This window comes from Mycobacterium sp. smrl_JER01, from assembly GCF_048513595.2.
GTDB lineage: Bacteria > Actinomycetota > Actinomycetes > Mycobacteriales > Mycobacteriaceae > Mycobacterium.
This window is the reverse complement of sequence record NZ_JBLXXK020000001.1, coordinates 2,795,001-2,807,794: the sequence shown is the minus strand read 5'-3', so window position 1 is coordinate 2,807,794 and position 12,794 is coordinate 2,795,001. Positions and strand designations below refer to the sequence as shown.

The window sequence follows — 12,794 nt, the reverse complement described above, 5'->3', positions numbered from 1 at the left end:
CGAAAACATGGCTCATACTAGCACCGAACACGAGGTGCTCGCCGTCGTCTTCCAGGTACGCCTGGGACAGACCCCCGACACCCGCGGTAAACCCGCACTTCACGTGCTGTTGTGGCAACGCGCAATGGAGCCCGAGCGTGGCAGGTGGTCCCTACCCGGGGGCAGTTTGGGTGTCGACGAAGACCTGACGAGCTCGGTGAGGCGCCAACTCGCCGAGAAGGTCGATCTGCGCGAACTCGCCCATCTGGAGCAGCTGGCGATCTTCTCCGACCCCGCTCGGGTCCCGGGTCCACGCACCATCGCCTCGACGTTTCTCGGTCTGGTGCCCTCCCCCGCCACCCCCGAGCTTCCGCCCGACACGCACTGGCACCCGGTCAGCGGCCTGCCTCCGATGGCGTTCGACCACGGCCCGATGGTCGAACACGCACGCAACCGGCTGGTCGCCAAGCTGTCCTACACGAATATCGGATTCGCCTTGGCCCCAGCCGAATTCGCGCTGTCAACATTGCGCGACATCTACAGCGCCGCATTGGGGCACCCAGTCGACGCCACCAACCTCCAACGCGTGCTGGAGCGCCGCCACGTCATCACCCGCACCGGCACCACCGCCCGATCCGGCCGCAGCGGTGGCCGTCCCGCGGCGCTGTACCGGTTCACCGAGTCCCGCTATCGGGTGACCGATGAGTTCGCCGCGCTGCGGCCACCCGGGTGAGTCGACTGGATTCTTAAGGGCTCCTTAAGTAAGAATGCCTAAATGGACGTGGGCAATGTGGCACGGTCGACCGGCGCCGAGTGGATCGGTCAGCCGCTCCACGAGCCGCTCGCGCCGAATTCGAAGCCGATCATCCCGGCCAAGGACCCCTTCTACGAGCCACCGGCGGGTTACGAGCATGCCCGGCCGGGCACCGTGCTGCGCTCCCGCGACGTGGCGCTGGCCTTCCTGGGGGTCGTTCCGCAGAAGTTCCACGCCACCCAACTGCTCTACCGCAGCACCGACCTCAACGGGGAACCGCAGGCCGCCGTCACCACGGTGGTGGCACCCACCGAGCGCACGTCCGACGGACCCACCCCGATCGTGTCGTATCAGTGCGCCATCGATGCCGTGGCGGGGCGTTGCTTCCCGTCCTACGCGTTGCGCCGCGGCGCCAGGGCCGTCGGCGCGGTGGCACAGTTCGAGTTTCTGTTGGTCGCGGCCGCATTGGCCGAGGGATGGGCGGTTTCGGTCCCGGACCACGAAGGGACCACCGGCATGTGGGGGGCACCCTACGAACCCGGCTACCACGTACTCGACGGCATCCGCGCCGCGCTCAACCATCCCCCGCTGGGCCTTGCCGCCGACGCTCCGGTGGGGCTCTGGGGGTACTCCGGCGGCGGCCTGGCCTCGGCGTGGGCCGCCGAAGTCCAGGACAGCTACGCCCCGGACCTCAACGTGGTCGGCGCCGTCCTCGGATCACCGGTCGGGGACCTCGGTCACGCGTTCCGCCGACTCAACGGCAGCATCTACGCCGGGCTTCCCGCGATGGTCGTCGCCGCGCTGACCCATATCTACCCCGACCTCGACCGCGTCATCTCCGAACACGCCACCGAGGACGGCAAGGCGATGCTCAAGCGCATCGAGAAGATGACGACCGCCCATGCGATGCTCCGACTGGCCGGCAAGGACATGGCGCACCTGATCGACCGCCCGCTGGAAGAGATCCTGTTGTCCCCCGAGGTCCAACACGTCTTCGACAGCATCAAGCTCGGTACCGCGGCGCCGAAGGTGCCGGTACTCATCGTGCAGGCCGTCCACGACCGGATCATCTCGGTCGACGACATCGACGAGCTCACCGAGGTGTACACCCGTGGCGGCGCCAGCGTCACCTACCACCGCGACATGCTGAGCGAACATCTGCTGTTGCACCCGATGTCGGCACCGATGACATTGCGTTGGCTGCGCGACCGGTTCGCCGGTCGCCCGCTGCGCACGCACATCACCCGCACCAAGTGGCCGACCTTGCTGAACCCGTCCACCTACCGGGGGATGCTGACCCTGGGTGCGATCACGGCGAAGGTGATGTTGGGACGACGGGTGGAACGTCGACCGCTGTCACGCTTCGACCAGTAGGTGTGATCGGGTAGTCGATCGGCGGCCACGCACCGAGGTCGTCACGCGGCGTGCCCACCGCAGCCAGCAGGTACACCACTGCGGCGACCGCGGCGGGATAGAGCAGGGTGACCGCGATCTGCAGCGGCGAATGGCCGAAGAACACCGAGGGCGCCTCGGTGATGTAGTACACCCGCTGCTGTTCGGATACCGGAGCAGCCGCGATGTCGACGGCGCCGTAGCGCAGCCGGGCCAGCAGCGCGCCGACCCCCGTGGTGGTGGCGGCGGCGGCAACCGTGCCGACGGCCAAAGCGGTGACCATGAGCGGTCCGCGGTGCGCCTTCCACTGCCACACCCACACCGCCCCGACGACCGCGACCACCGAGAGCATGCCGAGCAGCAGGGCCGCCGAGGTGAACCAGTGGTCGGCTTCGGCGCCCAGATGGGCCTTGACGCGGTCACCGCCGCGGGTCAGGGCGATCACGCCGCCGATCGGCGGTGCGAGCCACGCCCACAGCGCTCCGAGGAACACCCCGGCCGCGGCGAGAGCGACGACGACGCGTAACGCCGCTCCGTTCCGCGACACCGCGGAAGGCCGGCCGGGCGTGCTCATCGGTACATATCCAGGTCCGTGGAATCCACCAATCCGTGCCGGGAGCATTTCGCCCACCACCCGTCCGGGCGGACCTGCACGATCATCCGGCGGCCGCAGGCGGCGCAGAACCGAGGCGGTTCCAGCCCGAGTTGGGCTGCGGTGGGCACGGCGGCGCCGGCCGCGTGGTCCAGCGCGGCGCCGGTGTACACGTTGAAGCTGCCCGCACCGACCGGCGCCGGCAGCTCGGTGCTGTCGGTGACCATCACCCCTCGGTTCTACCTGGCGCCGGACTACAGGGTGGCGTTGAGGGCCTTGATCGGCATCTGCAGATCGTCGAGCAGCTGCAGGTCGGCCTCGGCGGGGCGGCCCAGCGTAGTGAGATAGTTCCCGACGATGACGGCGTTGATGCCGCCCAGGATTCCCTGCTTGGCGCCGAGATCGCCGAGGGTGATCTCACGACCGCCGGCGAAGCGCAGCATCGTGCGGGGCAACGCCAGCCGGAACGCAGCGACGGCCTTGAGCGCCTCGGTCGCGGGCAGCACCTCCAGATCACCGAACGGCGTGCCCGGCCGCGGGTTGAGGAAGTTCAGCGGGACCTCGTGTGGGTCGAGTTCGGCGAGGTTGGCGGCGAATTCCGCGCGCTGCTCCAGCGTCTCGCCCATGCCCAGGATGCCGCCGCAACACACCTCCATACCGGCCTCGCGCACCATCTGCAGGGTGTCCCAGCGCTCCTCCCAGGAGTGGGTGGTCACCACGTTGGTGAAGAACGACCGGGCCGTCTCCAGGTTGTGGTTGTAGCGGTGCACGCCCATCGCCGAGAGCCGCTCGACCTGGTCCTGGGTCAGCATGCCCAGCGAGCACGCGATCTGGATGTCCACTTCGTTGCGGATCGCCTCGATGCCCGCGGCGACCTGCGCGAGCAGCCGCTCGTCGGGTCCACGAACCGCCGCGACGATGCAGAACTCGGTGGCCCCGGTTTTGGCGGTCTGCTTGGCCGCCTCGACCAGGCTCGGGATGTCGAGCCACGCGCTGCGCACCGGCGAGGCGAAAAGACCCGACTGCGAACAGAAATGGCAGTCCTCGGGGCAGCCGCCGGTCTTGAGGCTGATGATGCCCTCGACCTCGACGTCGGGACCACAGTGCGCCATCCGGACCTCATGCGCGAGTGCAAGCAGTTCGTCGAGGCGATCGTCGGGCAGTTGCAGCACCTGCAGGGTCTGGTCCTGGTCGAGACCGACTCCGCGGTCCAGTACCTGCTCGCGTGCCACTGCCAGAATGTCGGTCACCAGTCGTCGTCTCCTCTATCACCGGCCGGGCAACACGTCGGCGTGCCGACCGATCAGGCCGGCGGGCGTGCCGACCGATCAGGCCGGCGGGCGTGCCGACCGATCAGGCCGGCGGGCGTGCCGACCGATCAGGCCGGCGGGCGTGCCGACAGTTGAACACCGTTCAGGTTAGGGTACGGCTGTGCAGCTTCACAAACGGGACGTGGTCGAGGTGGCCACCCGGCTGCTGGACGACTACGGCATCGCCGATCTGTCCATGCGGCGGCTGGCCCGCGAACTCAATGTCTCCGCCGGCGCCTTGTACTGGCATTTCGCCAACAAACAGCAGCTGCTCGGCGCCGTGGCGGACCGGATCCTGCAGCCGCTCGGGCCCGTCGACGGGGACTGGCGGGCCCGCCTCACCGCGACGTGCGCGCAACTTCGTGATGCGCTGCTGTCCCACACCGACGGTGCCGAGTTGGTGTCCGCCAGTTTCGCGGCCGGACAATCGCAGGCGATGGCCGCGGTGGTGGACCGGCTCGCGTCGGCGGCCGCCGAAGCCGGGGTCGGGTCCGGCCACGCCGATCTGACCGCCCGGACCGTCATCTATTACGTCCTCGGGTTCACCGCCGACGAGCAGTCCCGGCTGCAGTGGGACGCCGCGGGTGCCGACGTCGCAGCGACCGAATGGTCCGAGGATCCCGGCACCCGGTTCGCCTTCGGACTGCATCTGCTGGTCGACGGCATCGCCGTGCACAGCCGCGCGGACGCCTGAGGGCGGTGGTCCGTCAGATCCGGTGCTCGACACGGGCGTCGCCGTCCCAGTGTCGCAAGCCGACAGCGGTCGCGGTGATGTCGCGAACCACACCGGGCACAGCCCAGACCGATTCGAGCCGGGCAGACGGCACCCGGCGAGCCAGCGTCACGTGCGGGGTCCACTGACCCGGCTCCGCGTGCGGCAGCATGACGGCGGTGTGCGGCAGGCAGATCCGGTGAGTGTCGTTGTGCAACGCCAACAGTTCGAGACTCGGCACCATCAGCCGCACCAGCGTCACCGATCGTCCACCGCCGAAGAGCATCGGCGCCCCGATGACACCGCGCAGCGGCAACCGGTCGAGCACCGGACGCAGCGCTGCGTGCACACCGGCACCCATCGTCTCGGCAACCGCCAGGGTCACGTGTGGCCGGTTGGTCGGCGACCGGTGCGCCGCCAGACTTCGAATCCCTGCCGCAGTCAGCTCGTCCCACACCTGGCGAACCGCGGCGTCGGTGTCGGCGTCGAACAGCAGCTCGACGGAGTGGACCATCAGCGGGCCAGGCCCGCGACCCAGCTCCGATCGAACGCACCGGCGCTGAGACGCTCGAAATCGGCGACGCCGAGCGATCCCGCGCCCGCGGGCAGGGCGGCGCGCACCGGGGCGAGCCGCGCCAACGCGTCCCGATTGTCGATCTCGGCCAGACCGGGCTGCGCCGGCCACGCCCCGATTACCAGACCGGCACTGTCAACGTTCCTGTGCGCCAACGCTTCCAGCGTCAGCACGGTGTGATTGAGGGTACCCAGGCCGGGCGCCACCACGGTCAGCACCGGCGCACCGAGCTCGACGGCGACGTCACGCAGAGTGGCCCCGGCGGCACCGATCTCGACCAGCAGTCCCCCTGCCCCCTCAACCAGCGTGAGCCTGCCCGGACGATCCGTGGTGACGACCAACTCGACGATGTCGGCCAGAGTCGGCAGTTGGGCGCCGGCGTGGCGGGCGGCAGCCAGTGGCGCCAACGGCTCGGGGAACTTCGCCAGCGAATGCAGGTCGGCGACACCGGCCAGCCGGGCCACTTCGGCCAGATCGTCATCGCCGTTCCGGGTACCGGTCTGCACCGGTTTGCACACCGCGACGTCGATTCCGCCCAGCCGGGCGTGGCAGGCCAACGCCGCTGTGGCGACGGTCTTGCCGATGCCGGTGCCGGTGCCGGTGACGACCAGGACGCTCATCGTGGGGCCAGCACCTCGGTCAGCACCTGGCGGGCCAGCGCCATCTCGTCGTCGGACAACGACGCGCGGGCGGTCAACCGCAGCCGGGAGGTGCCCGCGGGGACCGTCGGCGGACGGAAGCAGCCGACCCGTACCCCGCGTTCCAGGCAGGCCGCCGCTGCGGCCGACGCCACCTCGGGCTCACCCAGGACGACGGACACCACCGCCGACGTCGGCGACTCGGTGACGTCACAGATGGCGGCCAAGGTCGCGGCGTGCCGCAGCACTTGCTGCGCGCGCCAGGGTTCGTCGATCAACACCTGCAGCGCGGCAGCGGCCGCGCCGACCGCCGCAGGCGCCAGGCCGGTGTCGAAGATGAACGGCCGGGCCGCATCGATCAGATGGTCACGCACCGCCGCCGCTGCCAGGACCACCCCACCCTGACTGCCGAGGGCCTTGGACAGCGTGGTCGTCATCACGATGTCCGGCGACCCGGCCAGACCGACCTCCTCGACCAGGCCGCGCCCACCGTCGCCCCGCACGCCGAGCCCGTGGGCCTCGTCGACGATCAGAATCGCGCCATGCCGCCGGCACACACCGTGCAGCTCACGCAGCGGTGCCAGGTCACCGTCGGCAGAGAACACCGAGTCGGTGACGACGACGGCGCGCTCCTCGTCGCGCTCGGCCAACGCCGCTTCCACCGCGGCGGTGTCGTTGTGCGGGGTCACCATCACCCGCGCCCGGGACAACCGGCAGGCGTCCACCAACGACGCATGGGTCAGGGCATCGGACACCAACAGCGATCCAGGCCCTGACAGCGCGACGACAGCGCCCAGGTTGGCGGTGTACCCGGAGGAGAAGACCAGTGCCGATTCGGCACCCACGAAGTCGGCCAGCCGATCCTCGAACGCCTCGTGGGCCTCGGTGTTGCCGGTCACCAACCGCGAGCCGGTGGAGCCGGCACCCCAGGTCCGCAGCGCCGCCACACCGCCGTCGATCACCCGAGGGTGCTGGGAGAGCCCGAGATAGTCATTGGACGCCAGATCCAGCTCGGCCCCGACGGGCGGCCGAGACCGCAGTGAGCGGCGCAACCCGGCGGCCCGCCGTTCGGCCTCGACGTCGTCGAGCCAGGCCAGCGGGGACAGTCCGGTGCGCGTCAACGGTCTTCCTCCCGAGAGATCTCGCTGTCGGCGATCCGACAGTTGAACACCGTTCAGGTTAGTGCACGCGCGACCTCGATCATCGCCGAGGTGATCTGCGCGACCTCGGCTGCCGTGCAGATGTAGGGCGGCATCACGTAGATCAGGTTGCGGAACGGCCGAAGCCAGACACCATGCTCGATCGCAACCGGCGTTGCGACGGCCAGATCGACGGGCCGGTCGAGTTCGATCACGCCGATCGCGCCCAACACCCGGACGTCGGCCACGTGCGGCAGCTCTGCGGCCGGCGCCAGCCCGGTGCGCAGGCCCTCCTCGAGGGCACCCACCCGGGCCCGCCAGTCGGTGGACAACAGCAACTCCACCGACGCCACGCTCACCGCGCAGGCCAGTGCGTTGGCCATGAAGGTCGGACCGTGCATCAGCGCGCCGGGGGGGTTGGCACTGATGGTGTCGGCGATCCGGCGCGTGCACAGCGTCGCCGCCAGGGTCAGATACCCGCCGGTGAGAGCTTTGCCGACGCACATGATGTCGGGGCACACACCGGCGTGGTCGGCGGCGAACATGGCACCGGTACGGCCGAAGCCTGTCGCGATCTCGTCGAAGATCAGCAGCACGCCGTACCGGTCGCACAGGTGCCGGAGATCGGTCAGATACCGAGGATCGTGGAAGCGCATACCGCCGGCGCCCTGCACGACGGGTTCGACGATCACCGCCGCCAGCTCGTGGGCGTGTTCTGCCAGTTGAGCTTCGAAGAGGGCGCTGTAACCGGATTCGTAGCCGGCCGGCACCGGAGGGGCGAACACCTGATCGGCGAGCAGCGAATTCTCTCCGGTCCACAGCTCGTGCATGCCGCCCTGCGGATCGCACACGCTCATCGGCGTGAACGTGTCACCGTGATACCCGCCGCGCCACGTCATCAGCCGGCTCTTGGCGGGATGACCGGAGCTGCGCCAGTACTGCAATGCCATTTTGACCGCGACCTCGACCGAGACCGATCCCGAATCGCTGTAGAAGACGGTCTCCAGTCCGTCGGGGGTCAGGGCCACCAACAGCTGCGCCAAGCGCGCGGCGGGCTCGTGGGTCAGTCCGCCGAACATCACATGGTTCATCGTCTCGAGCTGCCGGGTGACCGCGGCGTCCAGTGCCGGATGGCCGTGCCCGTGTACGGCGGTCCACCAGGACGCCATCGCATCGAGAACCTCGACTTCACGGCCCTGATGAACGAGGGTCAGCCAGGCCCCGCGCGCCCCCACCGCAACGACCGGAGCCAGCGCGTCGTCGCCGATGGGACTGTACGGGTGCCAGATGTGAGCAGCGTCGATGGCGCTGATCTCGGCAGGCGTCAACGCGGACACCTTCGGTAGATTAGCCGTCGACCATGATGACCCTCGCCCCCGCCCGGCCGGCGCCCCCCACCGCCGCGGGCCCGATCCCGGCTGCGCCCGACCCGCCGGGTGCAGGCATGGGAACCCGCACTTCAGGTTTCTACCGGCACGATCTCGACGGGCTGCGCGGCGTCGCCATCGCGCTCGTCGCGGTCTTCCACGTCTGGTTCGGCCGGGTGTCGGGCGGTGTGGATGTCTTTCTGGTACTGGCCGGGTTCTTCTTCGGCGGGCGGTTGCTGCGCGGGGCACTGGCGCCGGACCCGGCACTACGGCCGGTCACGGAGGTCACGCGCCTGATCCGGCGGTTGCTGCCGGCGCTGATCGTTGTCCTGGCCGCCTCGGCGGTGCTGACGATCTGGATCCAGCCCACCACGCGGTGGGAGACCTTCGCCGACCAGAGCCTGGCCAGCCTCGGGTACTACCAGAACTGGGAACTGGCGCGCACCGCGTCGGACTATCTACGCGCCGGAGAGGCCGTGAGCCCGCTGCAGCACATCTGGTCGATGTCGGTACAGGGCCAGTTCTACCTGGCGTTCCTGGCGTTGATCGTGCTGTCGGCGTGGCTGTTTCGCCGAACATTCGGCAGGCACGCGCGGGCTGCTTTCGTGATGCTGATCAGCGCACTGACCGTCGCCTCCTTCGTCTACGCGATCATCGCCCACAACACCGACCAGGCCACCGCGTACTACAACAGCTTCGCGCGCGCCTGGGAATTGCTGGCCGGCGCCCTGGTCGGCGCCCTGGTCCCCTACGTGCGCTGCCCGATGTGGTTGCGCACGGTGCTGGCTGTGGTCGGCCTGGCGGCCATCCTGTCCTGCGGTGCCCTGATCGACGGTGTGCATGAGTTCCCCGGCCCGTGGGCGCTGGTGCCGGTAGGGGCGACACTGCTGTTCATCCTGTCGGCGGCCAACCGGTACGCCGACCCCCACACCGGGGGTCGGATCCCGGCGCCGAACCGGCTGTTGGGGTCGAAACCCTTCGTGATGCTGGGGGCGATGGCGTACTCGCTGTACCTGTGGCACTGGCCCCTGTTGATCTTCTACCTCGTCTACACCGGCACGTCGCGGGTCAACTTCGTCGAGGGCGCGGCGATCTTGCTGATCTCGCTGGCCCTGGCGTGGCTGACCACCCGCTACATCGAAGAACCGCTGCGCTACCGGCGCCCGGCGACCAAGACCGCCCCGGCCGGCAAGATCAGACTGCGCAGACGCCTGCGCAGGCCCACCATCGTGCTGGGAGCCACCGTCGCGTTGTTGGGGGTGGCACTGACAGCGACGTCGTTCACCTGGCGGGAACACGTCACCGTCATCCGCAACAACGGGCAGGAGCTGTCGGTGCTGGCGGCGCGCGACTACCCCGGTGCCCGGGCCCTGCTCAACAACGCCAGGGTGCCCGATCTGCCCATGCGCCCCACGGTGCTGGAAGCCAAGAACGACATCCCGCAATCCACCATCGACGGCTGCATCAGCGACTTCGAGAATGTCGGGATCATCAACTGCACCTACGGAGACAAGGCCGCCACCCGGACCATCGCGCTGGCCGGGGGCTCACATGCCGAACACTGGATCACTGCGCTGGACCTGCTGGGCAGGATGCACAACTTCAAGGTGGTCACCTACCTGAAGATGGGCTGCCCGCTGACCACCGACGAACTCCCCCTCGTCATGGGCGACAACCGGCCCTACCCGGAGTGCCGGGAGTGGAACGAGCGCGTGCTACCCAAGATCATCGCCGACAGGCCGGATTTCGTGTTCACCACCTCAACCCGGCCGTGGAACATCAGACCCGGCGATGTGATGCCGTCGACATACCTCGGAATATGGGAAGAGCTGTCGGACAACGATATTCCCGTGCTGGCCATGCGGGACACCCCCTGGATGGTGCGTGACGGCGAACCTTTCTTCCCCGCCGACTGCCTCGCCGGCGGCGGCGACGCCGTTTCCTGCGGGATCGAGCGATCCGAAGTACTGTCGGAGCACAACCCGACACTGGATTACGTGACGCGGTTCCCGCTGCTCAAACCGCTGGACATGAGCGATGCGGTGTGTCGCCCCGATTACTGTCGAGCCGTGGAGGGAAACGTGTTGCTGTATCACGATGCGCACCACATCTCCTCGACCTACATGCGCACGATGACCAATGAGCTGGGCCGCCAGGTCGGCGCCGCCACCGGCTGGTGGACCGACTGATGTCCTCGACCGAGCCGCCGCCGATTCCGACGGTCTGGCCGGGGTCGCCCTACCCGCTGGGGGCGACCTATGACGGCGCCGGCACCAACTTCTCGGTGTTCTCAGAGGTCGCCGAGCGCGTCGAACTGTGCCTGATCGGAAAGGACGGCCGGGAGCAACGGATCGATCTCGACGAGGTCGACGGTTTCGTCTGGCACTGTTATCTGCCCACGATCACACCCGGGCAGCGGTACGGGTTCCGGGTGTACGGCCCCTGGAATCCAGGTGCCGGACATCGGTGCGATCCCAGCAAGTTGCTGCTCGACCCGTACGGGAAGTCCTTCCACGGCGATTTCGATTTCTCGCAGGCGCTGTATTCCTACGACCTGCAGGCCGACGATCTGGCCGACGGTGGGGTGCCGCCGCAGATCGACTCGCTCGGCCACACGATGACCAGCGTGGTGATCAACCCGTTCTTCCAGTGGGGTTCGGACCGGCCCCCACGCACGCCCTACCACGACACGGTGATCTACGAGGCGCACGTCAAGGGCATGACACGGACCCACCCGGGCGTGCCGGAGGAACTGCGTGGCACCTACGCCGGCCTGGCACACCCGGCCATCATCGCCCACCTGAAATCGTTGAACGTCACCGCGATCGAACTGATGCCGGTGCACCAGTTCCTGCACGACCATCGTCTGCTCGACATGGGACTGCGAAACTACTGGGGCTACAACACCTTCGGCTTCTTCGCCCCACACCATCAGTACGCGGCCAACCGCAGCGCCGGCGGCGCCGTCGCCGAGTTCAAGACGATGGTCCGCGCGTTCCACGAGGCGGGCATCGAGGTGATCCTCGACGTGGTCTACAACCACACCGCCGAGGGCAACCATCTCGGGCCGACGCTCAACTTCCGCGGCATCGACAACGCCGCCTACTACCGCCTGCTCGACGGCGACCTGCGGTACTACAAGGACTTCACCGGAACCGGCAACAGCCTCAATGCCCGCCATCCGCACACCCTGCAATTGATCATGGACTCGCTGCGGTACTGGGTGCTCGACATGCACGTCGACGGGTTCCGGTTCGACCTGGCCTCGACACTGGCCCGCGAGTTCTACGACGTGGACCGACTGTCGGCGTTCTTCGACATCATCCAGCAGGACCCGGTGATCAGTCAGGTCAAGCTCATCGCCGAACCGTGGGATGTCGGGGAAGGCGGATATCAGGTCGGGAACTTCCCAGGTTTGTGGACCGAGTGGAACGGGAAGTATCGCGACACTGTGCGTGACTACTGGCGGGGAGAGCCCGCAACCCTAGGCGAGTTCGCGTCCCGGCTGACCGGGTCGTCAGACCTCTACGAGGCGACCGGCCGCCGGCCGAGCGCCAGCATCAATTTCGTGACCTGCCACGACGGATTCACCCTGGCCGACCTGGTGTCCTACAACGAGAAGCACAACGAGGCCAACGGCGAAGACAATCGCGACGGCGAGAGCCACAACCGGTCGTGGAACTGCGGCGTCGAGGGAGCCACCGACGACCCCGAGATTCTGGCGCTGCGGGGCAAGCAGATGCGCAACATCATGGCCACCCTGCTGCTTTCGCAAGGCACACCGATGATCGCCCACGGCGACGAGATGGGTCGCACCCAGCACGGCAACAACAATGTCTACTGCCAGGACTCCGAACTGTCCTGGATGGACTGGTCGCTGTGTGAGACCAATGCGGACCTGGTCGAATTCACCCGGGCGATGGTGCAGTTCCGCAAGGACCACCCGGTATTCCGACGTCGGCGGTTCTTCGAGGGCAAGCCGCTGCGCACCGGCGATCAGGCTCGCGACATCGCATGGCTCAACCCGTCGGGCACCGAGATGTCGCAGGAGGACTGGGACGCCGGATTCAAGTGCGTGTCGGTATTCCTCAACGGCGACGCCATCCCGGCCCCCAACGAACGCGGAGAACGCGTCACCGACGACTCGTTCCTGTTGTGCTTCAACGCCCACGACAAGCAGTTGGAGTTCGTCGTTCCCGACGGCGAATATGCCAAGGAGTGGGCGGGCGCGGTCGACACCGCGGACCCCCAGGGCGTCTGCACCCTGGAAGTGCTTGCCGGATCCACGATCTCGGTGCAGCCGCGGTCACTTGTCGTGCTGCGTAAGACGGCCTGAC

12 protein-coding genes are annotated in these 12,794 nt (G+C 68.2%); 5 read left to right on the top strand and 7 right to left on the bottom strand.

The features are described 5' to 3' along the window. Window positions 1–7: 7 nt before the first annotated feature. Together ACNUDN_RS13285 and ACNUDN_RS13280 are read left to right on the top strand one after the other, a co-directional pair. Window positions 8–712, top strand: a complete 705-nt coding sequence (locus ACNUDN_RS13285) for an NUDIX hydrolase (protein ID WP_419122380.1) — start codon at window positions 8–10, stop codon at window positions 710–712. Window positions 713–754: 42 nt separating this feature from the next. Further along, the gene (locus ACNUDN_RS13280; protein ID WP_419122379.1) at window positions 755–2,107 is read left to right on the top strand and encodes a lipase family protein; all 1,353 of its coding nucleotides are present in this window, start codon (window positions 755–757) and stop codon (window positions 2,105–2,107) included. Here the strand turns inward: ACNUDN_RS13280 and ACNUDN_RS13275 are convergent. Genes ACNUDN_RS13275 through bioB form a run of 3 tightly spaced genes read right to left on the bottom strand, consistent with a single transcriptional unit; the run spans window position 2,043 to window position 3,967 of the window. Continuing rightward, window positions 2,043–2,699: a DUF2567 domain-containing protein gene (locus ACNUDN_RS13275; protein WP_419122378.1), complete on the bottom strand. Its 657-nt coding sequence runs from the start codon at window positions 2,697–2,699 to the stop codon at window positions 2,043–2,045. The genes ACNUDN_RS13280 and ACNUDN_RS13275 overlap by 65 nt on opposite strands. Beyond that, a complete protein-coding gene (bsaP, locus tag ACNUDN_RS13270) occupies window positions 2,696–2,944 on the bottom strand; it encodes a biotin synthase auxiliary protein BsaP (RefSeq protein ID WP_419125146.1) in 249 nt (82 codons plus the stop codon). The genes ACNUDN_RS13275 and bsaP overlap by 4 nt, the downstream gene beginning before the upstream one ends. A gap of 27 nt (window positions 2,945–2,971) precedes the next feature. Further along, the gene (gene bioB, locus ACNUDN_RS13265) at window positions 2,972–3,967 is read right to left on the bottom strand and encodes a biotin synthase BioB (RefSeq protein ID WP_419122377.1); all 996 of its coding nucleotides are present in this window, start codon (window positions 3,965–3,967) and stop codon (window positions 2,972–2,974) included. Window positions 3,968–4,148: 181 nt separating this feature from the next. Here bioB and ACNUDN_RS13260 point away from each other — a divergent pair, with 181 nt between their 5' ends. Next, window positions 4,149–4,721, top strand: coding sequence for a TetR/AcrR family transcriptional regulator C-terminal domain-containing protein (locus ACNUDN_RS13260; protein ID WP_419122376.1), 573 nt, complete (start codon window positions 4,149–4,151; stop codon window positions 4,719–4,721). Window positions 4,722–4,734: 13 nt separating this feature from the next. On the opposite strand, the gene ACNUDN_RS13255 is transcribed toward ACNUDN_RS13260, so the two are convergent. Genes ACNUDN_RS13255 through ACNUDN_RS13240 form a run of 4 tightly spaced genes read right to left on the bottom strand, consistent with a single transcriptional unit; the run spans window position 4,735 to window position 8,427 of the window. Then, a complete protein-coding gene (locus ACNUDN_RS13255) occupies window positions 4,735–5,253 on the bottom strand; it encodes a 2'-5' RNA ligase family protein (RefSeq protein WP_419122375.1) in 519 nt (172 codons plus the stop codon). Next, entirely contained in the window at window positions 5,253–5,933 is a 681-nt protein-coding gene (bioD, locus tag ACNUDN_RS13250) for a dethiobiotin synthase (RefSeq protein ID WP_419122374.1), read from the bottom strand. The genes ACNUDN_RS13255 and bioD overlap by 1 nt, the downstream gene beginning before the upstream one ends. Further along, on the bottom strand, window positions 5,930–7,072 hold the full coding sequence (locus ACNUDN_RS13245) for an 8-amino-7-oxononanoate synthase (RefSeq protein ID WP_419122373.1): 1,143 nt from the start codon (window positions 7,070–7,072) through the stop codon (window positions 5,930–5,932). Before ACNUDN_RS13245 ends, bioD begins: the two co-directional genes overlap by 4 nt. Window positions 7,073–7,125: 53 nt before the next feature. Beyond that, entirely contained in the window at window positions 7,126–8,427 is a 1,302-nt protein-coding gene (locus tag ACNUDN_RS13240; protein ID WP_419122372.1) for an adenosylmethionine--8-amino-7-oxononanoate transaminase, read from the bottom strand. A gap of 23 nt (window positions 8,428–8,450) precedes the next feature. On the opposite strand from ACNUDN_RS13240, the gene sucT reads away from it, so the two are divergent. Then, complete coding sequence (gene sucT / locus ACNUDN_RS13235; protein WP_419122371.1) at window positions 8,451–10,646, top strand: acetyltransferase SucT; 2,196 nt, start codon at window positions 8,451–8,453, stop codon at window positions 10,644–10,646. After that, complete coding sequence (gene glgX, locus ACNUDN_RS13230; protein WP_419122370.1) at window positions 10,646–12,793, top strand: glycogen debranching protein GlgX; 2,148 nt, start codon at window positions 10,646–10,648, stop codon at window positions 12,791–12,793. The genes sucT and glgX overlap by 1 nt, the downstream gene beginning before the upstream one ends. The last annotated feature ends 1 nt before the right edge of the window (window position 12,794 follow it).